The sequence below is a fragment of the Sphingomonas sp. TF3 genome (assembly GCF_003985085.1).
GTDB lineage: Bacteria > Pseudomonadota > Alphaproteobacteria > Sphingomonadales > Sphingomonadaceae > Sphingomonas.
Genome location: NZ_RWKS01000034.1, coordinates 1 through 24,238 on the forward strand (window position 1 = coordinate 1; position 24,238 = coordinate 24,238).

General features: G+C 59.3%; 23 protein-coding genes. 16 read left to right on the plus strand and 7 right to left on the minus strand.

The window, feature by feature from the left end; genetic code table 11:
• Positions 1-11: 11 nt before the first annotated feature.
• Complete coding sequence (locus tag EJC47_RS19020; protein ID WP_312845358.1) at positions 12-779, minus strand: metallophosphoesterase family protein; 768 nt, start codon at positions 777-779, stop codon at positions 12-14.
• A gap of 126 nt (positions 780-905) precedes the next feature.
• On the opposite strand from EJC47_RS19020, the gene EJC47_RS19025 reads away from it, so the two are divergent.
• Positions 906-1,919, plus strand: coding sequence for a M48 family metallopeptidase (locus tag EJC47_RS19025; protein WP_260591671.1), 1,014 nt, complete (start codon positions 906-908; stop codon positions 1,917-1,919).
• Between the two features lie 25 nt (positions 1,920-1,944).
• Here the strand turns inward: EJC47_RS19025 and EJC47_RS19030 are convergent, their stop codons facing one another.
• A complete protein-coding gene (locus tag EJC47_RS19030; RefSeq protein WP_126849311.1) occupies positions 1,945-2,331 on the minus strand; it encodes a hypothetical protein in 387 nt (128 codons plus the stop codon).
• Positions 2,328-3,011: a ParA family protein gene (locus EJC47_RS19035; RefSeq protein WP_126849312.1), complete on the minus strand. Its 684-nt coding sequence runs from the start codon at positions 3,009-3,011 to the stop codon at positions 2,328-2,330. Before EJC47_RS19035 ends, EJC47_RS19030 begins: the two co-directional genes overlap by 4 nt.
• 497 nt (positions 3,012-3,508) lie before the next feature.
• Here EJC47_RS19035 and EJC47_RS19040 point away from each other — a divergent pair, with 497 nt between their 5' ends.
• Complete coding sequence (locus EJC47_RS19040; protein ID WP_260591672.1) at positions 3,509-4,405, plus strand: replication initiator protein A; 897 nt, start codon at positions 3,509-3,511, stop codon at positions 4,403-4,405.
• A 50-nt stretch (positions 4,406-4,455) separates the two neighbouring features.
• Here the strand turns inward: EJC47_RS19040 and EJC47_RS19045 are convergent, their stop codons facing one another.
• A complete protein-coding gene (locus tag EJC47_RS19045) occupies positions 4,456-5,025 on the minus strand; it encodes a recombinase family protein (RefSeq protein ID WP_126849314.1) in 570 nt (189 codons plus the stop codon).
• Positions 5,026-5,646: 621 nt separating this feature from the next.
• On the opposite strand from EJC47_RS19045, the gene EJC47_RS19050 reads away from it, so the two are divergent.
• Positions 5,647-6,429 carry a helix-turn-helix domain-containing protein gene (locus EJC47_RS19050; protein WP_126849315.1) on the plus strand — a complete coding sequence of 261 codons (783 nt, stop codon included), beginning with the start codon at positions 5,647-5,649 and terminating at the stop codon, positions 6,427-6,429.
• Between the two features lie 358 nt (positions 6,430-6,787).
• Here the strand turns inward: EJC47_RS19050 and EJC47_RS21115 are convergent, their stop codons facing one another.
• Entirely contained in the window at positions 6,788-6,925 is a 138-nt protein-coding gene (locus tag EJC47_RS21115) for a hypothetical protein (protein WP_185867731.1), read from the minus strand.
• A gap of 328 nt (positions 6,926-7,253) precedes the next feature.
• Between EJC47_RS21115 and EJC47_RS19055 the strand changes: the two genes are divergently transcribed.
• From EJC47_RS19055 to EJC47_RS19095, 9 genes are all read left to right on the plus strand, one after another.
• Positions 7,254-8,531: a sugar transferase gene (locus tag EJC47_RS19055; protein WP_126849316.1), complete on the plus strand. Its 1,278-nt coding sequence runs from the start codon at positions 7,254-7,256 to the stop codon at positions 8,529-8,531.
• A gap of 39 nt (positions 8,532-8,570) precedes the next feature.
• Complete coding sequence (locus EJC47_RS19060; protein ID WP_126849317.1) at positions 8,571-9,512, plus strand: WxcM-like domain-containing protein; 942 nt, start codon at positions 8,571-8,573, stop codon at positions 9,510-9,512.
• Entirely contained in the window at positions 9,512-10,609 is a 1,098-nt protein-coding gene (locus EJC47_RS19065; protein ID WP_126849318.1) for a DegT/DnrJ/EryC1/StrS family aminotransferase, read from the plus strand. Before EJC47_RS19060 ends, EJC47_RS19065 begins: the two co-directional genes overlap by 1 nt.
• Before the next feature lie 72 nt (positions 10,610-10,681).
• Positions 10,682-11,896: an O-antigen translocase gene (locus tag EJC47_RS19070; RefSeq protein ID WP_221885191.1), complete on the plus strand. Its 1,215-nt coding sequence runs from the start codon at positions 10,682-10,684 to the stop codon at positions 11,894-11,896.
• A complete protein-coding gene (locus EJC47_RS19075) occupies positions 11,893-12,987 on the plus strand; it encodes a glycosyltransferase family 4 protein (RefSeq protein ID WP_126849320.1) in 1,095 nt (364 codons plus the stop codon). Before EJC47_RS19070 ends, EJC47_RS19075 begins: the two co-directional genes overlap by 4 nt.
• 3 nt (positions 12,988-12,990) lie before the next feature.
• A complete protein-coding gene (locus EJC47_RS19080; RefSeq protein WP_126849321.1) occupies positions 12,991-13,992 on the plus strand; it encodes a glycosyltransferase family 2 protein in 1,002 nt (333 codons plus the stop codon).
• Complete coding sequence (locus EJC47_RS19085; protein ID WP_126849322.1) at positions 13,959-15,035, plus strand: EpsG family protein; 1,077 nt, start codon at positions 13,959-13,961, stop codon at positions 15,033-15,035. The genes EJC47_RS19080 and EJC47_RS19085 overlap by 34 nt, the downstream gene beginning before the upstream one ends.
• A 38-nt stretch (positions 15,036-15,073) precedes the next feature.
• On the plus strand, positions 15,074-16,141 hold the full coding sequence (locus tag EJC47_RS19090) for a glycosyltransferase family 4 protein (protein ID WP_185867732.1): 1,068 nt from the start codon (positions 15,074-15,076) through the stop codon (positions 16,139-16,141).
• 38 nt (positions 16,142-16,179) lie between these two features.
• A complete protein-coding gene (locus tag EJC47_RS19095) occupies positions 16,180-17,541 on the plus strand; it encodes a right-handed parallel beta-helix repeat-containing protein (RefSeq protein ID WP_185867733.1) in 1,362 nt (453 codons plus the stop codon).
• 71 nt (positions 17,542-17,612) lie between these two features.
• Here the strand turns inward: EJC47_RS19095 and EJC47_RS21630 are convergent, their stop codons facing one another.
• Entirely contained in the window at positions 17,613-18,281 is a 669-nt protein-coding gene (locus EJC47_RS21630) for a hypothetical protein (protein ID WP_426258820.1), read from the minus strand.
• Between the two features lie 52 nt (positions 18,282-18,333).
• Here EJC47_RS21630 and EJC47_RS19105 point away from each other — a divergent pair, with 52 nt between their 5' ends.
• From EJC47_RS19105 to EJC47_RS19120, 4 genes are all read left to right on the plus strand, one after another.
• Positions 18,334-19,503 (plus strand): O-antigen ligase family protein, encoded by a 1,170-nt coding sequence (locus tag EJC47_RS19105; RefSeq protein WP_260591673.1) that lies wholly within the window; start codon positions 18,334-18,336, stop codon positions 19,501-19,503.
• 40 nt (positions 19,504-19,543) lie between these two features.
• The gene (locus EJC47_RS19110) at positions 19,544-20,254 is read left to right on the plus strand and encodes a polysaccharide biosynthesis/export family protein (protein ID WP_126849327.1); all 711 of its coding nucleotides are present in this window, start codon (positions 19,544-19,546) and stop codon (positions 20,252-20,254) included.
• Positions 20,255-20,267: 13 nt separating this feature from the next.
• A complete protein-coding gene (locus tag EJC47_RS19115) occupies positions 20,268-22,487 on the plus strand; it encodes a GumC family protein (protein ID WP_221885192.1) in 2,220 nt (739 codons plus the stop codon).
• 62 nt (positions 22,488-22,549) lie between these two features.
• Positions 22,550-23,719, plus strand: a complete 1,170-nt coding sequence (locus EJC47_RS19120) for a hypothetical protein (RefSeq protein WP_126849328.1) — start codon at positions 22,550-22,552, stop codon at positions 23,717-23,719.
• Between the two features lie 79 nt (positions 23,720-23,798).
• On the opposite strand, the gene EJC47_RS21600 is transcribed toward EJC47_RS19120, so the two are convergent.
• Complete coding sequence (locus EJC47_RS21600; protein WP_221885193.1) at positions 23,799-23,978, minus strand: transposase; 180 nt, start codon at positions 23,976-23,978, stop codon at positions 23,799-23,801.
• Between the last annotated feature and the right edge of the window lie 260 nt (positions 23,979-24,238).

Below are 24,238 nucleotides of genomic sequence, written 5' to 3' on the forward strand. Positions count from 1 at the left end.
GATTGCCTTAATCAAGCGTCTGGCGACGTACCGAACGCGGCTTGCGTCGAAAGGATCCATCTTTGGTCCCCCGCCAACGCCAGCGCAGACAGGCACCCCGTCGCATAAGCGCCTGTATCGATGCCGATTCGATTCGGCCGCTCGACCACCTCTGGCGTTATTGTATGGCCGTGCACGATGCAGGTGCCGAAGTCGGCGCTCGATTTGATGAAGTCGTCCCTGATCCAGCGGAGATCATTCGCCTTTTGATCGGCGAGCGCCACGCCGGGCCGAATTCCGGCATGGACAAAGGTATAGTCCCCGATCTCGATCCTGTCCTCCAGCTGTGCCAAAAAGGCACGGTGGCTGTCGGGAACGAGCAGGGAAAGGTCGCGCAGCACTTCGGTATAATCGGCCCGATTATACGCCGCCTCGTCCATGCCATAGCTCAAGATCGTCTCGCGCCCTCCGAAGCGGCACAGCAGGCGCAACGCGTCCACGCTCCCGTTCAGGGCTTTGAGGAACACTTCTTCGTGGTTTCCCATCAGCACGCGGGTGTCGATTTCGCTGCGCTGCAAGGCGATGACACGGTCGATGACGGCGGCGGAGTGCGGGCCGCGATCGATCAGGTCGCCGAGGAAGATCAGCGTCTGCTGGGCGGGGGAACGCGCGGCATGATCGGCCGCGATCCTGGCGAGCAGATCGTCGAGCAGATCGAGCCGACCGTGAATGTCGCCAATGGCATAGACGCGTCGCCCCTCTGGTATCTGGCGACGCGGCATGGACTTGGATTTCGACAAAATATTTCTAAGGCGTTCAAGCATATCCGAATTTCGGCAGGAAGGGCCCTGGATATCGCGCCCCGAGCGCGAGAGTGCCGCCGATAGAGGATGACCTGCTCTTGAACAACCGTTAAAGGGCTGCCGATGGTCTCAACACTGCGTGCCGGGCTGCGCCTTGCCCTCGTGGCGCTTCTGGTGGGTGCGGCCGCCCCGCCCCCGTCACAAGCGCCCTCCCCTGCTGCCTTCGAAGCGTTGCGCCAGGCAGACCTGCGCGTCGCGTCGGTCGGATATCGGCTGGCGACCGCCAATGCGGCGATCTGCCTCGATCACCAGCCGGGCCTTGGCCTGCAACTGCACAGCCTTGGCCAATATGGCGTGGACGCGCGCGCCGCTGCGCGCGCGGCGTTCGGGTTTGAAACGGGCGTCGCGGTCGAGGGCGTCGTGCCGGGATCGACCGCTGCCGCAGCAGGGGTGCACAACGGTGATTCGTTGGTCTCGATCAACGGTGCCGCCGTATCGGCCGCGCTTCCGGGCGCAACAGTGCCGCCCTCCACCGCAGAACGCGATCGCGTCGAGACGCAACTGGAGCGATTGCCGCAAGCCGCACCTCTGACGCTTGGCGTGAAGCGCGGCGTGCAGGAGCAGGCCCTTGTCATCGCCCCGGTGCCCGCCTGCCGCTCGGCGTTCGAAGTGCTGCTCGGTGCCGGGAACGATTCCGCAGCGGATGGCGCGATCATCCAAATCGATGCCGGGTTGCTCGATAGCCTCAGCGATGACGAGCTCGCGGTCGTGCTGGCGCATGAACTCTCGCACAATATCCTGCGCCATCGTGCCCGGCTCGAGGCCGCGGGCGCGCATTGGGGAATTCTGGCGGAGATCGGCAAAAATGGGCGCTTGATGGGCCAGGCGGAAATCGAAGCGGACCGGCTGAGCGTCTATCTGCTCGCCAATGCCCATTATGATCCGTTCTCGGCCGGTCGCTTCTGGCGGGGGGCCGGTCGCAAACTCGATTTCGGCATTTTGCGCAGCCGCATCTATCTCAGCTGGAAAGATCGCGCGGCGCTGCTGGATCGCGAAGCCGCGACCATTCCGACGGGTGCCAAGCTGCCTTACCGCCCGCCCCTGATCGATCTGGCGACGACGCCGATGACGCGTTGACGGTAACGGTCGCGTCGCCTGCCCGTCAGCGTTGGTCGGGCGCCGATGCCTGCGTGCCTTCGACCAGGTCCCGGAATTCGGCCAGCGCCTGCCAATAAGACCGATGGCCGCGCTGGTTGGTGAAGTCGATAAACCAGTCGAGCGTCTCTTTCGGGCCCTTGATATACAGGCTGCTCTGCGGGGCCGGTTGGCGCCGACGCCGGACGGGCGTTGCCCCCTGCCCTTCTGTCTGCCCCTCTGCGGAATCGCTGCGGTCGACAAAGCCGAGCGCGTTGCCGCGCGCGATCGCCGCCGCTTCGCGTGCTGGATCGACGCTCAGCGGCGCGCGGACGATCCCGCTTAGATCGAGCTTGGACGGATCCCCCGCCCCTGCCGGCGCCGTCGCCTTCTTCCCGAACCCGTAGCCACTCATGCCCGCATCTCCTGTTGCACCGCCTCGACCACCGCGCGCGCGACCTCGAGCGCGTTGCGCCGCGCGGCCGGCAAGCCGGCGGTCTGGCTGTCGTTCAGCTCGTCGAGCGTTGCCGAAAAATCGAAGATGTCGCGATACGCCGCACGCTCGACCAGCGCCGCGGTCAGCAGTGGCAGCGCGGCGTCGTTGATCGCGGTGACGATGCGTTTGGCGGTCTTGGTCTCGATCGCGGCATTGTCGCGGCTGCGGACCAAGCGGAAAGGGATCGACCGCCCGAGCGCTTCGGCTTCTTCCTGGACGAGGGCAACCGCATTGGCGGCAAGTTCCGCGTCGATCGGGGAAAGGTTGAACGGGATCAACACCAGATGCGATCGGGCGAGCGCACGCGAGGTCATGCGCGACGCGGTGCCTTCGAGGTCGATCAACACGAAATCATGCGATGCAGTGTAGTGATCGATGACGCGGACCAGTTCGGATTCCTTAGGGCTGGCGATGATCTCGAACGGCAAGGCCTTGCCTTGCTCGCTGCGTTTGCGGCCCCAGCCGGCGATGATCGCATTGGGATCGGCATCGATCACGGTGACCGCGGCGCCGCTGCGCGCGAGTTCGCTGGCGAGCACCAGCGTCAGCGTGGTTTTGCCGGCGCCGCCCTTGGGATTGGCCACTGAGATTGCTGGCATGATGCGCTCCTTTGCTAGCGGCGATGGATATACCCTTCGCTACAAAATGTCGATATCGCAATCGACACCATTTCCATATGGTATGGCAATTAATATTCAGTCGATATCGCTATGGATATCCATATTGATATTATCTCCATAACCGCTGCCCGCGTCGCGCGCTGCAAAACGCGACTTCCCGTTCCAAAGCTGCGCCGGGTTGACGGCCCTGTGCGCCCGACCAGCGGGTGCGATCCGCGACCCAGGCGCGTTTTTCCGCGTGAAAGCACGAACCGAAACCGGGCATCCTCGCGAGCACGGCCCATTTCCATGCCAAAGCCGGTAAAATCCGGCGGCTAGCCGTCCAAAGCGACGTCGAGAGCACGATCCGTGGCCCTTAAGCGACCAGCGCCGCTGCGCCGATGCCAATATTCGTGCTTTCGCACGGAAAACCCGCTCGGCACCGCCAACGCTGTGGACACCGCCCCGCCACCCACCCATGCTCGAAGGGGTCAGAGATGAGTAGAGCGATGGACGACATATTACTCAAACAAGGCGATCTGTTCCAGCTGGCCAGCCCGCTTTATGGCGATGTCCAGGGGGAGCGGACCGTCGCGGAGTTCCCGTTCTTCGCTTTGTCGAAGAAGGCCCATATGACGCCGATGGTGTTCGAAAACGGCGATGCCCGGATCGAGATCAATCCGAGCAAGACCGGTGTCGCCACCATCTATGACAAGGAAATCCTGCTCTATATCGCCAGTTTGATGGCGGAGCGGATGGAGCGCGGCGAACAGGTCGACCGCGTGATGAGCTTCACCGCCAACGATTTGTTCCGCGTGACCAGCACCAACGCCTCGGCGCGCTCCTACACGTCGCTCAAGGCGTCGCTCAACCGCCTGCAGGGTACGCAGATCATCACCAATATCGAAACGGGCGGGGAGGGGTCGGACAGCGCCTTTTCCTGGTTGCTCAAGGCCGACATCAAATACGCCAAGCTGCCGACGGGCGAGCGCCGCGTGAAGCGGATCGAAGTGATGGTGTGCGACTGGCTGTATCGCGCGATCCTGGCCGATCGCCGGATCGCAGCCTATCATCTCGACTTCTTCAAACTCGGGCCGATCGAGCGGCGCCTGTACGAGCTGGCCAAGTTCAATTGCGCCGACGGGGAGGGCTTCGAGGTCGATATGGAGGCGCTGGCGGCGCGCGTTGGCTGTGCAACCGACAAGCGCGGTCTTGAATATTTCAAGAAACACCTGCGCGAGGTCGCCGAGCAGCAATCGCTGCCCGAATATGGGCTGACCCTGGTCGAAGAGAAACAACCGTCGCCAAGGGGAGGGCGCCCGCGGATCCGGACGCTGGTACAGTTTTGCGTCCGGCAGCCACCAAAACTGGCGCTTAGTGAGCCAAGCAATTGATTTGGTGCCCCTGATAGCTTTGGCGCGACCAATGCCCTGATATAGCCGACCTATGTCGGTCGAGCGATGCCGAGCCGCTTCATTTCGCGATAGACGGTTGACCGCCCGATCCCAAGCTGGCGCGCTGCTTCGGCTGGCGACACGCTTGCCGCGATAAGTTTGAGGGCCGCGTTTACCTTGTCGGCGTCAAGCGGCTGACGTCCCGGCCGTTTCCCCTTCGCCCGCGCGGCAGCGATGCCATCGCGAGTCCGTTCGGAAATCAGCCGACGCTCAAAATGCGCGATGGCCCCGAAAACATGGAAGATCAGCTCGCCGGCCGCAGACGACGTGTCGATCTTCTCCTCCAGGCTGAGCAGCGCAATGTCACGCTCGCGCAGCATGTGTACCGTTGTCAGCAATTCGCCCAGCGAGCGACCGAGACGGTCGAGCCGGACGATCGCCAGCGTGTCTCCCTTTCGCGCGTATTCCAGCAGCTCGGCCAGCCCCGGCCGATCCATGCTCTTGCCCGACATCACGTCAGTGTACACTCGGATCGCGCCAGCCTGTTCGAGCCGCAGCCGCTGCCCGGTGACATCCTGATCTCCGGTACTGACGCGGGCATATCCCAAAATACCGGTCATCGATCATGTCTCCCAAACGGTCGTTCTGTGGACGAACGCGCCGGTCCATCGCCAATGTCGCGAAAACCGTCCACAAACTACGTCTCTTTATCCCGCCCCGTCCAGGAACGACAAGTCCGTTTTGGGGACGATATCGGGGGAGGGCGCCTTCGAAAGCGGGCGTCGAAAATCCCTCAAGGGCCAAGTCGGTCCGCGCTGCGCCCGCACCGAGCACACCGCCTTCCCCAAAATGACTTTTCCGTGTGAAAGCACGAATCTTGGCGTGGTTTGCCGCGTCAAAGCACGATTCAGCCAGCTTGGCCGCAATCACGCGGCGGCCGATAACCCCCAATGCGGTTCTTCCAGCTGTCGTCCGCTCGATCGGTTTGCGCGACCGGGAAGAACTGCCCAATCGCCGGGACGACGATTGGTCACCATAAGGGGGGTTCCATGACTGGATAAAGGAAACCCGGCACGAAGGCCGGGCATCCCGATAGGCTCTACTCTAACACCCGTCGCCAAACGGGCATCATCGCTCAGAACGATTCGTTAGATATCCTATCCAGACTTTCGTCGCAAGGATGCGCGCTTCGCGCCACGCTCTTCCTTTGCCCGCATGGCCTCCATCAAAAGGGCTGTACGATGGCGACGATGACGGTTGGAGCAGCCTCGCTCCAGGCGCTGGGTGGGTTTTGTCTGCGCCGCCCGGCACAATCGGGCGCACCGCAACCGAGCGGCAGCCGGATCCTGCGCGGCAGCGTGGAGGCCGGCACCTTCGAAAAGAGCTTTTTCACGCCTCCAGCGCCCGGAGAAACCGACCGTATCCTGCGCGCCGCGCGCAAGGCGCTGGACGCGGGGCGCCGCTTGCGGCGCGATGCCCGCGCCGACGGGCGCCAGCTCACGCCGGTGGAACGCGGGCTCGCCTCGCTCACCAATGCAGCCGTGCGCGTGCTGGAGGAATTGCTGACGCTGGCGCGGCTCAACCGCGGACAGGTGTTCCCGACCTATGATTATCTGGCCCAAGCGACCAGCCTCGGCCGCGTGACCGTCGCCCGCGCGCTGCATGTGCTTGACGATGTCGGCTTCATCGTGCGCCAGCGCCGCTTCAAGCGGGTGGCAGGGCAGGGGCCTGGCCCGCGCTATGAGCAGACGTCGAATGTCTACCGCACCTTCCTGCCGCAGGCGGTGCTCGCCTATCTGCCACGCTGGATGCGGCCGGCCCCCATACCGGTCGATGAAATCCAGCGGCAGGCGGAGCGCATTGAGGAGCACCAGGCGATGCTGTCGCGGCTCGGCTGCCGCGATCTCGCGCTGGAGGTGGCAGGGGGCGCGCTGGGGCAGGCGCTGGCAAAACTGGGAGCAGCGATTGATCGCCGCGAGCGTGAGTTTCAAAATGGTTCGGAAATACTGAACGAATTAATTTGATAATCTGAGCTGACCCCCAGGCCGTGTTGACATAGTGGATCCCCAAACTGGATGATCTCTGATTTATGACAGGATCTATCGTTTATGTAAGTGAGAGTCATATGACTGACTCTAATCGTAGATCCTACGTCGCGTCCGAGGCGCTTTCCAGGGTTCATCGCGCTGGCGGCGTTCATACCGCACAGCAATTAATCCAAAAGGCCATCAGGGATCGAAGGTACTTTGCGTCGTAACATAATAGGGGATCTTTCTACCCATTACGCCAACCCGTACACAAAATTCCTTACACTACCCACCCGAAGAGGTGATCGGTACGGTCACCTCTTCGTAATCGGCGGTGCGAGCACCTAGCAGCGGATCAGGTCGTCGCCGTCTCCTCGGTGTCTTCCGCGCGCTTGGCAGGAATGAGCCCGCCGAGAGCCGATGTCCCGTCGCCGCACTGAATCCGGCCTTGATCGACGCGATCGTGACCCCGTCGATATGTCTTGAGCTTCATGAACAGCCTCATCTGATGATCGGTGACGTGGCGACCAGACGCATCCGGGACCCTTCACTGTCGATGAAAGGCTCGTTAACATGTTCAGCCGCTATCATCAGCTCTACCTCCCCAAAAGGGCGCACCATCGGTGGCGGGGTATCGCGACGGAGGGCGTAGCCCGTAGGCACCATACCCCGCCACCGAGCCTCATCTTGATTGTGGCGCCACTCTCATGCTGATCGTCGCGCTGCACGACGACATTGCATCCATCGACATGGCTTGGTACGGGGCGCTGCGTATCATACTGGGATGCCCTTCGCGACCTAGATGCGCGTAAAGCAGGTGAATGTCATTGACAGGCGTAAGATCACTGCGGCCCGTATTCTGGGCACGCTTACGTTTTCAGATATTAGGTGGCATCCTCCTTGCGGCCGTACTGCCTTATGCAGTGCGGCTGGCGGCTGGTCCCGCGCCTAGTGATGTGGCGCTTCTTAATAATACGCTTTTTGGTACCATTGCCGCCATTGTAATTGGCGGATGGTTAATGCGTAATGTCGCGCCGTATCCGGGTTCAGAAGGGTTGGCCTCAACTTTACCATCCATTGGCGTGGCGTTTGGTGGACTACTCATCATCTTCGTATTTGGTCGGATTTCTTATAATCGCGCCAATCTGTCGGCTGGATTTGTATTGACAGCGATATGGTTTTTTATAATTTCTGTACTTGTTCAGCGCCACCAACAGCTGAGAATTGGTATCGTGCCGCTGGGAGACGTGACGCAAATCCAAGAGATTCCCAATGTTTCCTGGCAGGTCCTTCAATCGTCCGATCAGGATATCAGCAATATCGATGCGATCGCCATCGACCTGCGAGTCGATCTGACGGACGATTGGGATCGTCGATTAGCAGATTATGCCCTGCAGCGGGTGCCGGTTTACCACACAAAGCACCTCATTGAATCCCTGACCGGCCGGGTGGAACTCGAGCATCTGTCCGAGAACAGTTTTGGATCACTGGAGCCTCGACCGGACTATATGATGCTGAAATTCGCGGTCGACTGGATCGCGGCGCTGGTTCTTGGCCTTACTCTTCTGCCCGTTATGCTTTTCATTGCCCTGTTAATCAAAATGACATCCAAAGGACCAGCGCTGTTTCGGCAGCAGCGGATCGGATATCAGGGCAAGCCCTTCACTGTGTATAAGTTTCGCACCATGAAAGTCGCGTTGGACAATGCCGGCGACGCACGGAACTTGGCGATCACCCGCGAAAAGGACGACCGGATCACGACATTAGGCCGGTTCTTGCGCAAATCCCGCCTCGACGAGCTGCCGCAGATTCTCAACGTTCTGAAGGGCGAAATGAGCTGGATCGGCCCGCGCCCGGAAGCGGAAGTCCTGTCGCGCTGGTACGAGCAGGAAATCCCTTTTTACCGCTATCGCCATATCGTGCGGCCCGGGATCGCGGGCTGGGCGCAAGTCTGCCAGGGACATGTTGCTGAAGTCGATGACGTCCGCAGCAAGCTGCACTATGATTTCTACTATATCAAACGCTATTCGCCCTGGATTGATTTGCTGATCGTCATACGCACCGTGCGGACGATGATGACAGGTTACGGTGCACGATAACGTTCGAAAAATCGTGGATCTGTCACGGAATAGGTGGTCATGAATAGCTTCGTTCATCAATTGGCTGATGTTCAATCACCGTCGATCGGCGAGGGCACTCGGGTCTGGCAGTTCTGCGTTATTCTGCCAAAGGCAGTAATTGGGCGGGAATGCAATATATGCGCGCATGTTCTGATTGAGAATGACGTGCGCATTGGCGACAATGTCACCGTTAAGAGCGGGGTGCAGCTCTGGGATGGTATTACGCTTGAAGACAACGTGTTCGTCGGACCCAACGTCACGTTCACTAACGATCTGAATCCGCGATCAAAGGTCTATCCTGAGCGCTTCGCGCGCACCAGTGTGAGGCGCAACGCCTCTATCGGTGCCAACGCCACGATCCTCCCTGGCGTCGAGATTGGTGAACAAGCCATGATTGGCGCAGGTGCGGTGGTGACGCGCTCCGTGCCAGATTATGCCATCGTAGTCGGTAATCCTGCCACCATCATCGGCTATACCAATACCAACGTGCCGCAACCCGAACGATCGGCCAGTGTCACGGGCGGCGATCCCGTTACAACCAAAAGCATGGTACCTGGCGTGGAGTTGCTCACGCTTCGCATGGCGGCTGACATGCGCGGCAAGCTCGCCGTAGGGCAGGTTGGGGACGGGCTGCCGTTCGTGCCGCAGCGCATGTTCATGGTATATGATGTTCCGAGCCGCGAGACGCGCGGTGAACATGCGCATCGCGAATGCCACCAGCTGCTGATGTGCGTTCATGGGCAGTGCGTGGCGGTCGCGGATGATGGCCGTAAGCGTCAGGAGTTTCTGCTCGACGCCAGTCACAAGGCGCTTTACATGCCGCCGCGTATTTGGGGCACGCAATATCGCTACAGCGAGGACGCGGTGCTCGTTGTACTGGCGTCGCATGCTTATGATCCGGCGGATTATGTGCGCGACTATCGAGAGTTTCTGACCATGGTCGAGGCGGGCACTTGGTGATGCCTATCCCTTTTCTTGATATGCGCGGCATCACAGCCGCGATGCGCGAGGATCTGATCGCGGCCGCGACGCGGGTGATTGATTCAGGCTGGTTCGTACTCGGCGAGGAAGTCGTCCAGTTCGAGCGTGATTATGCCGTTTATTGCGAGACACAGCGGTGTGTCGGCGTGGCCAATGGTCTGGAAGCGCTGACGCTAGCCTTGCGCGCGCTGGATATTGGCCCTGGTGATGAGGTGATTGTCCCGGCCAACACCTATATCGCCACATGGTTGGCAGTCAGCCATGTCGGTGCGCGTCCAGTGCCAGTGGAGCCGGACGAGGGGACCTACAACATCGATCCCGCGCGTATCGCGGCTGCGATAACGCCGCGCACTCGCGTGATCCTACCCGTCCATCTTTATGGGCAGCCTGCCGATCTCGATCCCATTCGGGATATTGCCCGGCACCATGGCCTTAGTGTGCTCGAAGACGGTGCGCAGGCCCAGGGTGCTCGCTATCAGGGACGACGACTTGGTGCGGAACAGTCACTGGTCGCGTGGAGTTTCTACCCCGGCAAGAATCTCGGCGCTCTGGGGGATGGCGGCGGAATCACCTGCGGCGATGATGCGTTGGCCGACAAGGTGGCGGCATTGCGCAACTACGGCTCAAAGGTGAAATATCACAATGAGGTAATCGGCTATAACAGCCGCTTGGACGAGATTCATGCCGCGTTTCTGCGCGTGAAGCTCGCACGGCTCGATGCCGACAATGCGCGGCGTCGTGATATTGCCGCCCACTACACGGCCGGGCTTGCCGCAACGGGCCTGACTTTGCCATTTGTGCCGAACTGGGCCGACCCGGTGTGGCATCTGTATGTTGTGCGCCATCCTGACCGTGCCGCGTTCGTTGAACGACTGAGCGGGGAGGGGATCGGCACGGTGATCCATTATCCGATCCCGCCGCATCTCCAGCCTGCCTACGCCGATCTGGGGTATGGTGATGGCGATTTGCCGATCAGCGAGGCAATCCATCGTGAGGTCGTCAGCCTACCGATCGGCCCGACCATGTCGGACGAGCAGGTCGAGGGTGTGATCGCCGCAGTTAATCGCCTGGCCTGATCAAGTCCTGTGTCGCTGATCCGAACAAGTGCCCTGAACGGGGTCGCCGTGGTTGTGCGGACTGCAACGGCAATGGGGCTGAACAAGGTGTTGGCGGTGCTTGTCGGGCCGGCAGGATATGCGCTGATCGGGCAGTTCCAGAACCTGCTGACGGTGGTGATTACCTTTGCCACGGGCGCAGTGAACACCGGCGTCACCAAGGCGACGGCGGAATATCACGACGATCCTGAGCGTCGCCGACGCCTTTGGCGCACTTCGGCAACTACGGTGCTGCTGGCATCTTGCTTGGTTGCGCTGGTAACGGCGGCGTTCAGTCGGCAGTTGGCCGCGTCCTTTCTGGGCGACGTGCGCTACGCGACCGTGCTGATATGGGTGGCGATAAGTATCGTTCCGATCAGCTTCAACGCGCTGCTGCTAGCCATCCTGAACGGCCTGAAGGATGTGCGTCGATACGTCATCAGTAATATCGCCGGATCGCTGCTGTCGCTTGTTGTAACGGGCGCGCTGGCTTGGTTCTATGGCTTACTCGGTGCGTTGATCGCGCTCAGCGTCAACCAGGGTATCGTGGTCGTTGTGACGTTGCTGCAGGTTCGGCGATGCGACTGGTTCGAGCCGCGCGCCTGGATCGGTGCAATTGACCGTCGTGAGTTACGCGGGCTTGGTGGCTATGTGCTGATGGCTGCCACGACAGCGTTGGTCGGTCCGGCAAGCCAGTTGCTGGTGCGCGATTTGCTCATTAAGCGTTTTGGCATGGCACACGCTGGTTATTGGGACGCGATGTGGCGCATCAGTACCATCTACCTTTCGCTGATCACGACGACCCTTTCGCTCTATTATCTGCCCCGCATCGCCGAATTACGCGATTGGCTTGAGTTGCGGCTCGAGCTTCGCCGCGTGTTGCAGTTGGTTGTTCCGGCAACAGCCTTTCTCTCTGTGATGCTATTTCTCACGCGAGACATTGTGGTCAGCCTGCTGTTTTCCGACAGTTTCGGGCCAATGAAAACATTGTTCGCGTGGCAACTCTCCGGCGATGTGATTAAGATCACCGCTTGGCTGTTCGCGTTTCTTATGATCGGCCGTGGCTTGGTGGTGGCGTTCATCTTGACGGAGATCATGGCAGGGGTGGTTTTCGTGCTGGCCACCATGGTGCTTACGAGCTGGATTGGCTTCCCCGGCGTGGCTGCTGCCCATTTCCTGAACTATGCTGTTTATCTGATCGTGGTTGCGATGCTGACCGTTGGCACGCCTGCGCGCCGTGCCCGGCTGCTGAGGAGATCGCCCCAATGACAGGAACGGTGCCCGCCATGCGGATATTGATACCGATGCTCGGTTTTGGCCGTGCTGGCGGGTACCGAGTGCTCTCTGAACTGGCCAATGTATGGCTTCGTGCCGGGCATGATGTGGCCTTTGCCGTTCCGGCAACAAGCGAGGTGCCCTATTTCCCGACAGAGGCAACGATCCACTGGCTGGACGGTAAGGGGGCACAAGCCTCCAGTGCGATCGGTCATGGTGCGACTGGCGTCGGCAATCTCAAGGCATTGCTGGGCGGGATGCGGCGCCTGCACCACGACTACGATGTAGTGCTGGCGAATCACAGTCTGACTACATGGCCGGTGGTGCTAGGCGGCGTGCCAAAGCGTAAAAGGTTCTACTATATCCAGGCGTACGAGCCTGAATACTACGCGATGGAACGCAAGCCTGCGCTCTGGCTTGCATCGCGTCTCTCCTATGCCTTGCCGTTCCGGCAGATCGCCAATGCCTCCATTTATCGCCATGCGCTGGTGCGGCCGATCGAGATTGTCCCATTTGGTATCGATCTGTCGGTGTTTACGCCGCGTATCCCGCCCGTCCGCCAACCTGGTGATCCGTTGGTGGTCGGCTGTATTGGACGAAGCGAACCGCAAAAAGGCACTGGCTATGTGCTGGAAGCATTTCAGGAGCTTCATGCCAAGGACCCACGCCATCGGCTGCGGATCGCCTATGGCAATTTGCCCGAAGGGTGGAGCCACGAAGCGGCGGAGATCGTCGTGCCGCGCAACGACGTTGAACTGGCGGCTTTTTACCGCTCGCTTGACGTTTTGGTCGCGGCCGGCACCGTGCAGCATGGTGCGCCGCATTATCCCGCACTGGAAGCGCTCGCCAGCGGGGTCGCGCTGGTGACAACGGGATTTGAGCCGGCAACTGCGGACAATGCCTGGCTGGTGCCCAACCGGGACTCGCGTGCGATCGCAGATACACTCGAAACAATCGCCGCGAATCCCGCAGAAGCGGCACACCGGACGGAGCTGGGTTTAGCCGCAGTTGTGCCATTTGCATGGTCGGTCGTGGCGGATCAGGCTCTTGATACCTTTCGCCGGTTTGATGGACATCGAGGTTAAGTGATGACCGATCGCGTCGCTGAACCAGCAACCCATTCTCCGGCTCGCGCTGCGGCGACCGCCGATGTGGTAATCGTCAATTGGAACGCGGGAGATCTGTTGCGGCGCTGTGTGGAATCCGTGCGCGATCATCAGGCTGGGCATGTCAGTAAGGTAGTGGTGGTCGACAATGGTTCTGTCGATGGATCGGACCGCTTGGAGGTGTCTGGCGTGCCGCTGGAGATCGTGCGCACCGGCACCAATCTGGGGTTCGGGGCGGCGTGCAACATCGGTGTGCGGCGCGGACAGGCACCGTATATCCTGTTCCTCAATCCAGACGCTGCGCTGTTGCCGGAGACGTTATCGACGGCCATCGGCTTCATGGAGCGGCCCGAAAATGCCAGGGTTGGGGTTTGTGGTATCAAGCTGATTGAAGATGACGGCACGGTGCAGCGGCATTGTGCAAACTTTCCGACGCCCGGCATGTTTCTGGCTGCAGCGTCAGGATTGACAGCATTGTTGCCCTCGCGTGTTACCACGCTGCACGCGACCGACTTTGACCATCTTTCTAGCAGGCCGGTCGATCATGTTATTGGTGCCTTTTATCTCATCCGACGAGACCTGTTTGAGCAGCTCGGTGGATTTGACGAGCGGTTCTTCGTCTATCTGGAGGACCTTGATCTCTCCGCTCGAGTTCATGCGGCGGGGTACAGCATTTTCTACCTGGCGGAAGCAGTGGCGATGCATCGTGGCGGTGGGACGTCGGACCAAGTGAAACCGCAGCGATTGGCCTATGTGCTCGAAAGTCGCATCGCTTACGCATTCAAGCATTTCGGTAGGGCATCGGCAACAGCAGTGGCGGCGGCGACGCTGTTTGGTGAGCTAGTGCCGCGGTTGGCGCGCGCCGCAGCGCATCGCTCGGGAAGTGAAGCGCGCGATACACTGCGTGGTTTTGTGCTGCTGTGGCACCGCACGGCAAGGCAGATGTTGCGGTGCGCGCCGACACGTGGGAAGCCGGCCGCGTGATCATTGCGCCTCCCTCGCCTAAAATCCTGCCAGTCAATGTGGGCGACGCGACCGAGATCGGCGAACAGATCAGCACACGGCCGCTCGCCGATGGCATCATGGTGCTGGTGTGGGCGCTGCTGGCGCTTGCGGCCGGTCGGCTGCAATTCGGCTACAGCAGCGATTATGTAGAATATCTCCTCTACTATGAATCCATTCCCTACACGCTGTCATTCATGGACACTCGGTTCGAGCCGGGTTTCCACCTTTTGGCATGGGTTTATCGCAATTGGCTTGGCGTCAGTCTGGGCGTGCTGATTTCCAGCATGGCCGCATTCTCACTGGCCGTGAAGTTCTTGCTATTTCGTAAGTATCTCAGCCATCCGCTGCTGGCCGTTTTGATATACGTCGTGCTGTTCTACCCAATTCACGAATATACGCAGTATCGCGCGGCTGTGTCGCTATCGATGGGTTATTGGGCGATCCACTTGCTGCTTACCCGGCGTTACGCATGGGCAGGGTTGCTGTTCGTGCTGGCATTCTGCTTTCACTATTCGAGCATTCTTCTCGCGCTGGTCGGCATAGGAGGGCTGGTTTTCCGCGATCGTCGAATCGTGCCGATCCTGCTTGGTGTGCTGCTGGTCAGTGCCACGGTCCTAGAACGTTTTCGCTTCCTGCTTCAGGACATGCTCGGGGCACTCAACCCGTTGAGCGCCGCCTATCTCGATAACACGACAAAGATCGAAGGCGTTAGCCTTTTGTCGTTCAATAACCTACTGCTGATCGCTGCCTTGGGTTGTTACTTCGTGGCCGGTTACCAATCACGAAGTAGGTATCATGGTCTGTTCCTGACCCTGACTCTAGCAAGTCTTCTGCCAATTGCCCTGTTGCCGGAAGCGCCGGTGATCGCACAGCGTAGTAAGGAGGTGCTGTTTCTTGCCGTGATCTTCCTGGCATGTCGCAGCCGGCTGGGATGGCGTGATCTGCCGGGCTTCGGCTTTGTTGTGTTGTTGACCGCGTTGCTCGGTTATCTGTGGGTCGCTGGCGGTATCATCTTTACATGACCTTAAGGCATGAACCCGCTGCTTCTCGCAGCCCGCCCATGCGGGTGCTGGCCCTCGCCAAATACGGCACTCGCGCGGCGAGTACGCGCCAGCGGATGCTGCAATATGAGCCCTTTCTGGCGCGTCATGGCGTCGATCTGAACCTGCGGCCACTGTTGGACAACAACTATCTCGATGCGCTGATGAGCGGCCAGCCCAAGTCGCGTACCGGCGTTGCACGTTCCTATATTCGGCGCCTGGGAGATCTGCTCACGGTCGGCCACTATGATACCGTGTGGGTGCAGTATGACCTGCTTCCTTATCTGCCGCTGCTGGATGGGCTGTTGCCCGTCTTGTCGCGCACGCCCGTTGTATACGATCTCGATGATGCGGTTTTCCACATGTACGATGCGCATCGCTCGGCCATCGTGCGGCGTCTGCTTGGCGGAAAGCTGAAGCCATTGATGCGGCGTGCCGCCGTTTGCCTGTGTGGCAACGCCTATCTGCAAGATTATGTCACGGCCGCAGGTGGGCGGGGCATCGTGGTGCCGACCGTGGTCGACACCGATCACTTTTGTCCAGTCACCGTTCGGGCGAGCAATCAGCCGTTCACCGTTGGCTGGATCGGCTCGCCTTCTACGTGGCGTTATGTCGAGCCGCTTCTCCCAACGTTACTTCCAGCCTTGGCGCAGATGGGTGCGCGCTTTCTGGTCGTTGGTGCCGGTGTCGCGGCACGAGGGATCGCGGGGGTAGACGTTGTAGACTGGACGCAGGAAGGCGAGGTGCCCGCAATCCAATCAATGGACGTGGGACTGATGCCTGTGCCGGATGATCGCTGGGAACGCGGCAAGTGCGGCTACAAGCTCATTCAATATATGGCCTGTGGCTTGCCGGTCATAGCATCTCCGGTCGGTGTCAACGCGACCTTGGTGACATCTGACGAGGGTTTTGCCGCACACAATCTCGCGGACTGGATCACCGCGCTTCAGACGCTGTCGCGGAACCCAAGCATGCGTGCGCGCATGGGTGCCAACGGCCGGGCTAAAGTCGTGGCGCATTATTCGCTCGCGTCACAGGAACCCGTGGTTCTGAACGCGCTGCACGCAGCTGCAGAGCGGACGACGTGATGACCAGCGCGGAGCGGTGCTGGACCCGGCGCGGGGTCGTGGCCGGCTTAACCGCAATCGGTGGCATCATGCCAGCTATGGGAGCGTGCAGCACGCCCACGGGAAGTGTTTCCGTTCCTGACTTTCGCGTATCAGGTGACCGGGACGATACGGCTGCGGCGCAACGCGCCATCGCGACCGGCCGTCCGGTGCACTTTCCGGCAGGCCGCGGCTCGGATCGGGACGGGGCATATTTGCTGCGGGAATTGGCGCTTCGTTCAGGTACGCGCCTATCGGGGGATGGTGCCACATCGGTGTTGCGAGTAGCCGATGCACGAACCCGTACCGCTATCGTGGCGATGAGCGACACCGTGCAACAGCCACTGACCGATATCATAATTCGGGATCTGCGAGTCGAAGGCCGGGTCAAGCAAACCGGATTCGTCGAGCACTGGAATCTTATCTGGCTGTCGGGTGTGGCGGGCGTACGTATCGACCGGGTTGAGATTGCCGGTTTCACCAGCGACGGGCTGTTCTTGGGTGCCGAGAAGCAGCGGGTGACACGCGAGCCGCGCATCATCCGTGACGTGATCGTGAGCGACTGTCTCTTTGACGGCGTAAATAACGACAATCGCAATGCCATTTCGGTGACAGGCGGCAGCGACATCACGATCCAGCGCTGTCGCTTTCTCCGGTGTACTCGACCAAACATGCCGGGACCTATCGATTTCGAACCCGAACCTTACCGCTTCTATCGCCTGGAGCGGTTGCGCGTACTTGATTGTGACTTCCAGGATTGTGGTGGCAATTATGGACAGGTTGCTATCATGGTGCCCGATGTGGTCGCACCACCGCATGACGTCCTGATCGCCGACAACCGGTTTCGCGGCTATCGCGGCACAGGCGGGGATGTGACAATCTCGATCAATCGCCCGCCCGATGACACCATGGCATACATGCAGTGCGTGATCGAACGCAATATCGGCGAAGGCGGCTATGGTGGCTTTCACATTTTCTCGGGTAAGGGCATCACGATCCGCCAAAATAGCTGGACGGGCTACAGCAGTCGTAGTTTCCTGGGTTTTGCCATGCCGTCAGGCGGCGTGATGGACGCCAGCGTGGCGGATCAGTTCAGCGGATGCGGGTGGCGCGAGGGCATCGCGCTGGCGCTCTACAAGGGCGATAATGTTCGTGTGGAGGGAAGCCGGTTCACACGCAGTGGCAACGGCCGTCCCGGCTCCGCTCCGATCTTTCTTGGACCGGGTCGGATCCGGCGTCTGGCGCTCGTCGGCAACGACCTGCGCAACAACGAAACGGCACGCGGGCTGGTGACGGTGGAACGCTGCACTGATTATCTCGCTGGCACGACACGGATCACCGATAATCTGTTGTCATCGAGCCAAAGGCTGCCGCAGCTTTAGGTGTTTGATCCCACGGTTTGATGGTGTGATCCTTTCGTTGGAATGGAGGGAAGCGCTATGGCCCAGGTTCGTCATGGGGTAGTTTCAGGAATTCCGTGTACCGATTGGCGTAATGGGTAGAAAGATCCCCTATTATTATCGATCTTGCGCGCAACATGATCGAACTGTGCGGCTTTTCTGTAAAATCGCCGGAAACGCCCGACGGCGACATCGAAATCGAAGTGGTTGGGATGCGGCCCGGTGAAAAACTCTATGAAGAACTGCTGATCGGCGACGATCCCCAGCCGACGCCCCACCCGCGTATCATGATGGCGGCCGAACACAGATTGCCTTGAGATCGCCTGCGCGGTGATCTCTGTCGGCTGAAACATTTGATCGCGACCGGCCAGGTCGAGCCTGCACGCACCCTGTTGCAGGAATTGGTGGCGGAGTTTACGCCTGCCAGCACGATCGTCGATTGGGTTACTTTGCAGAAAAAAGTGGTCGGGGTGGCGTGATCCGTCCAGAGGATGGTGCGTGATTTTAGCTGCTAAATCCTCTCCAATAAAGAGATTAGCGAGGGTGTTACCGATGTCTGCCACGTCCCAAGGGCGATTACCGAAGTCGATCCCGTTGCCGAGCGTGCCTTTTGCGCTTTTGGCGGTGTTGCTGGCCGCGCTATGGATGGCGGGTGGTGCATCGCGCCCAGACGTGCTCGGGCAGGTGGTCGTGCGCTGTGTCGCCTGGCTGGCGGTGATCATCCTGCTATTAATGGGGCCGCGCTTGCCTCGCGTGCGGACGGATCCAGTCGCATTGCTGTTGCTCTTTACCATTGCGTTGCCAACCATCCAGCTCGTGCCGCTACCTCCAGAACTATGGCAACGGCTTCCGGGGCGCGACGTGTTTATCCAAGCCGCGACGCTGAGCGGACAGGCGCAGCCGTGGCGGCCATTGTCGATTGTTCCAGGTGCGACGTTGAATGCACTGGCATCGCTGATTGTGCCGGTTGCGACATGGTTGCTGGCGTCGAGCCTGAACGATGACGAACGTAGGCGCTTGCCGGGCATGTTGCTGTGCGTGGTTATTGCGACAATGCTCGTCGGATTGGTGCAATTTTCAGGGATCATTTACGATAATCCCTTCGTCAATGATTCACCTGGGGAAATCAGCGGGACCTTCGCCAATCGAAACCATTTTTCTTTGTTGATGGCCATTGGCTGCTTGTTGGCACCGACTTGGGGGCTGGCGGGCGAACGACTGGCATATTGGCGACTGCCGGCCGTGGTTGGTTTGCTGCTGCTGCTGTTCTTGACTATCCTCGGCAGCGGCTCGCGTGCGGGGTTAGGATTGGGTGTGGTCGCGTTGTTGCTTGGGGTAATTCTATCAGGACACAGAATCCGCAAGGCGTTAGCATTTTATCCGCGCTGGGTTTATCCCACTTTGGTCGCGGCTTTTGCTGTGATCATTATTGCCTTCGTGTCGCTCAGTGTGATGGCCGATCGTGCGGTCTCGATTAATCGCGCTTTCGCGCTAGATGCGGGGCAGGACATGAGGACGCGTGGCCTGCCGACCGTCCTCTCGATGATAAAGACATATTTTCCGTTCGGATCAGGCCTTGGCGGTTTTGACCCGATATTCCGGATACACGAACCCTTTGCGCTGCTGGCACCAACCTATTTCAATCATGCCCATAACGACTATCTGGAGATAGTGCTCGACACCGGACTGCTGGGCGCGGTACTCGTGCTTTCAGCTCTTGTTTGGTGGGGGCGAGCCAGCATGACCGTTTGGACCATCGGCATGGGACGGGCCTACGCACTCCCGCGGCTTGGTTCGGCAACAATTTTTCTTGTCATGATTGCCAGCCTCTTCGACTATCCGGCTCGCGTGCCCCTTATTATGGCGGTCACGGTCATCGCTGGCATATGGTTAAACGCGACGGCGGAAGTCACGACTTTACCGCGCAGGGGTCAGCACCTATAGGCGGGTGACCTGCTCTCTTGATTGGGATTTCCCAGCGATAATGCGTAAATTATGTGCCTCCTTAATCATTGCACTTGCGTTATCGGCATGCGGGGGACGTGAGGTATTACAATCCTCACCGCGGCTTACGGTCGTTGACACCGAAAAGGGGCTTCCCGCGCCGGACCGAGCTGATCTTGTCGTAAACGATCGACCTTCGCTGATTGGACCTTTGGACACCATACAGGTCGATGTATTCAACGTACCAGAATTGAGCCGGGAGATGCAGGTCGATGCGAGCGGCCGTATCGCGATGCCGCTCATCGGAACAGTCGATGCGCGCGGCAAGACGGCAACTGAATTGGCCAATACGCTCGAGGCGGCGCTGCGTGGCCGCTACATTCGCAATCCTGACGTGACCGTCAACATCAAGAGCTCGGTCAGCCAGGTCGTTACGATTGACGGCCAAGTCGTGGAGCCCGGCCTCTATCCCGTGACCAACCAAATGACGTTGGTGCGTGCGATCGCCTCCGCCAAGGGTTTGACGGAATTCGCCAAGATCGACGACGTGGTCATCCTGCGCACGGTGAACGGCAACAAGATGGCGGGCCTTTACAATCTGACCGCGATCCGGCGCGGCGGATATGATGACCCGCCCATCTATGCCAACGACGTGATCGTGGTGGGAGATTCGTCACAGCGCCGCCTGTTCCGCGATCTGATTTCCGTGTCACCACTACTATCTGCCCCGCTCATCGCGCTTGTCAGATAAGGTTAAGAGTTTCATGGATATGATGTCTGCTCAGGCCCACGACGTTGCGCCTATTCCCGGAACAGCACTGGTCGGCCCCCTTGATGCTGGACGGCAACAAGCACCGATCTTGCGGCAATACCTGCGTATCGCGATGCGTTGGCGCTATCTGATCATCGGGATAGTCCTAGCGAGCGCGCTTCTCGGGCTCATCGTCACATTGTTGATGACCCCGAAATATACCGCCACTACGATCATCGAAATTTCACGTGAATCTGACAAGGTCACGGATTTTCAAGGCGTGCAGCGCGACGCAACGGTCGCCGATCAAGAATTTTACCAGACGCAGTACGGCTTGCTGCAATCGCGGTCGCTGGCGGAACGCGTTGCCTTACAATTACGGCTGGTCGATGATCCGAAATTTTTCGCTATGTTCGGTGAACCGCGTAACAATACAGCGTTCGACAAGATCAATGGTCACTACCCGGCATCAGGCAGACCGGTTCGCCAGCGTGAAGCCGGTATAATCCTAAAAAAATACCTGAGCGTCGATCCGACCCGGCTATCGCGACTGGTCAGTCTACACTTTGTTAGCCCAGATGCCGCATTTTCGGCCAAGGTGGCCAATGCCTGGGCTGAAAATTTCATCCAAACCAATTTGGAACGCAAAGTCCAGGCGACGTCCTACGGCCGAAACCTCCTTCAAGGGCAATTGTCCGAATATAAACAACGGCTCGATGAATCGCAGCGGCAACTCGTCGCTTATGCCTCGGCGCAACAAATCATCAATTTGCCTGCGCAAAGCGGCTCTGGTGACGGGAAAAGCACGTCGGAGCGCTCGATCGTGGCGGATGACCTGGCCACGCTGAACACCGCGCTCAGCCAGGCAACCGTCGATCGCGTTCAGGCCCAGGCGCGCTTTCAGCAAGTTGGGCGTTCGGGTGCTTCGACCGAGGCGCTGCGCAACCAGGCGATCAACAATCTACGCCAGCATCGCGCCGAGCTTGCCGCTGAGTACCAGCAATTGATGGTCAAGTTCGAGCCAGGGTATCCAGCGGCTAAGGCTATCCAATCCCAGATCGATCAGCTTGACCGCTCGATTTCGCGCGAAGAGAGCCGCATCACCGGATCGCTTGAGGCCGATTATCGCGAAGCGTTGCAGCGCGAGCAACAGCTCCAGGCTAAGGTTGTTCAGCTTAAATCGGGGTATCTCGATCTCCGTCGGCGTTCGATCCAATACAATATCTACCAGCAAGAGGTCGATACCAACCGCGCGCTCTATGACGGCCTGCTGCAGCGCTTCAAGGAAATCGGTGTCGCTGGCGGCGTTGGCGTCAACAACATTTCGATCGTCGATCCGGCGGATGTGCCACAAAAGCCATCGAGCCCGATCCTGTTGTTGAACCTTGCCATTGCCATCCTCGGCGGGTTGGTTGTCGGCACCGCGCTGGCGCTGGCGCTCGAGCAAATCGACGAGGCGATTGCCGATCCGGCTGAGGTCGAGCGCTCACTTGGTCTGCCGCTGTTGGGTTCGGTTCCGCAGGTCCATGGACAAACACCGAAAGAGGCACTCAAGGATCGCAAATCGGATCTGGTCGAAGCTTATCTCGCCGTGCAGACGACCCTTGCGTTCACCACGGAACATGGCGTGCCGCGGTCCTTCATGGTCACCTCCACCAGACCAGCTGAAGGTAAGTCGACAACTGCCCTGGCGCTTGCAACCACTCTCGCACGTGGACAGCGCAAGGTCATTCTGGTCGATGGCGACATGCGTTCGCCATCCGTCCATCAGTTGGGGGACGTTGACCATAACAGGGGCTTGAGCAACTTCCTGACCGGTCAAGATAACATCGCTGCATTGACCTTCGAAATGGGTGAACTCGGATTCACCGCGATGTCGTCAGGCCCGATCCCGCCAAATGCCGCAGAACTCCTTACCGGGAAGCGCTTGCCATTGCTGATCGAACGTTTGCTTGAGACTTTTGATCATGTCGTGATCGATGCACCGCCCGTCATGGGGCTGGCGGACGCGCCTCTAATCGCGAGCCGGGTGGAAGGGGTTATTTTCGTCGTCGAATCGCACGGTATCCGCGCTACCTTGGTCAAGACGGCGCTTAGCCGCCTGGCCAGCGCGCATGCCCGAGTCATTGGCGGAGTGCTGACCAAGTTTGATGTCCGCAAGGCTCATTATGGTTATGGGTATGATTATGGCTACCGCTATGGTCGCACCGAACGCGATGAAAAGATTGCCTGATCGCTATGACGCATCGCATGGAATGGATGCGTCATAGCGCAAAGGCTTGGATAGCACGGTGCGTGCTGGCCGTGATTGCTGCCTTATTAGGGTATTGCAGTGTAACGCATAGTATCGCCGACGTCCTGGTTATAACGGACCCGACACGGGCGCACTTGCTTGACATGGGTGATGGGCAAATTACCGCCGCACTTGCGCAGAAATTGTTTGCGGAGCGACCTAGTCCCGATCAAAATGCTCGCTCCGCCCGGCTGGCACAAGCGGCGCTGCGGCAGGACGCCACGGCAGTGTCGGCGATAGCTACGCTCGGCTTACAAGCCGGTTTGCGCGGTGATACCGCGCAAGCTCGTCGGCTGTTCAGCTATGCACAACACCTTTCGCGACGCGACATTAGCACCCAGCTCTGGGCGATTGAGGATGCTGTGGCGCGGGACGACATCCCCGCCGCGCTCCATCATTACGACATCGCCTTAAGAACGACTCCCGTCTCATCAGACTTGCTTTTCCCAATCCTTGCAGGCGGATTTGAGCAACCGGCGATCCGCACAAATGTCATTCTGACATTGCGTCAGGAGTCCGCGCCGCAGTGGGGGCCAGATTTTATTTCCTACTTGGCAGATACTGGGGGGGAACCACACGCAACCGCTCAATTTTTCGAGGAAATGCGCCAGGCGAGGATGCCATTGCCCGACCGCGCCGTTGCAGGTGCCGTCAATAACTTGAGCAAAGCGGATGCTTTTGAGGACGCCTGGCACTTTTATGAGCAGGTGCGCCGAGGTGCCGATCGCAAGACTTCGCGCGATCCCCATTTCGCTGCACGTCTCGCCACGCCTTCGTTGTTCGATTGGGTTCCCGTTAACGACGGGAAGGTAGCGACATCGCTGGAAAATGGAGCCTTCGACTTCTCCGTGCCGACGGCTACCGGAGGACTACTCCTGCAGCAAATGCAGGTCTTGCCGCCCGGCAGCTATCGCTTTGAGGGGCATGGCAGCGGCATTATGCAAAGTAAAGATTCCCTACCGTATTGGGTTCTTAGCTGCCGTAACGGCCACGAGTTGGGACGTGTGATCGTCGGGAATTCAACCGCAGCCGGGAGCGCATTTGGCGGGGAGTTTAACGTTCCACACGATTGCCCAGTGCAAAATCTATCGTTGTTTGCGCGTCCATCGGACGCGGTGTCAGGAGTTTCAGGCCAAATTGATCAAGCTCAACTACGATCACCTCAGAAGTAAAATTAATAAAACTTTAGAATTTTATGGCAAAATTATATTGTTTTCAATATAAGAAATATGTGAAATTCCCCTTCTTTCTTTAGGCGGCGTGGACAAATTTCAGCCAATATCTGGCGGTGGCGAGATGGAGTGTTCCGAGGAAGCTGTTGGCCAGTTGGTCATATCGGATGGGGATGGCGCGGTTGATCTTGAGCTGTCCGAACACGCGCTCGATGCGATTGCGCTGCTTGCAGAGCGCCCGATCATGTTCGATTTTCACGCGGCGGTGACCGCCCAGGAATGACCGCCTCGATCTTTCGTTTGTGAGTCGGTCTGCAATATTGACCCCGTTCGGGGCTGATCGGCTTCCAAAATTGCCCCCCTGAACGGGGGCGGTTCACGCCTCACGCTTTGCGGCGGAGGCGCGTGGGAGATGCTGGTCATGGTCGGTTGGCCTCCAAAGTGTTAAAGTGTTGCCTCGACAACCTCACTTTAGATACCTGCTGGCCGGCCGTGGCTTGCCCTGATGAAGACAAGGGG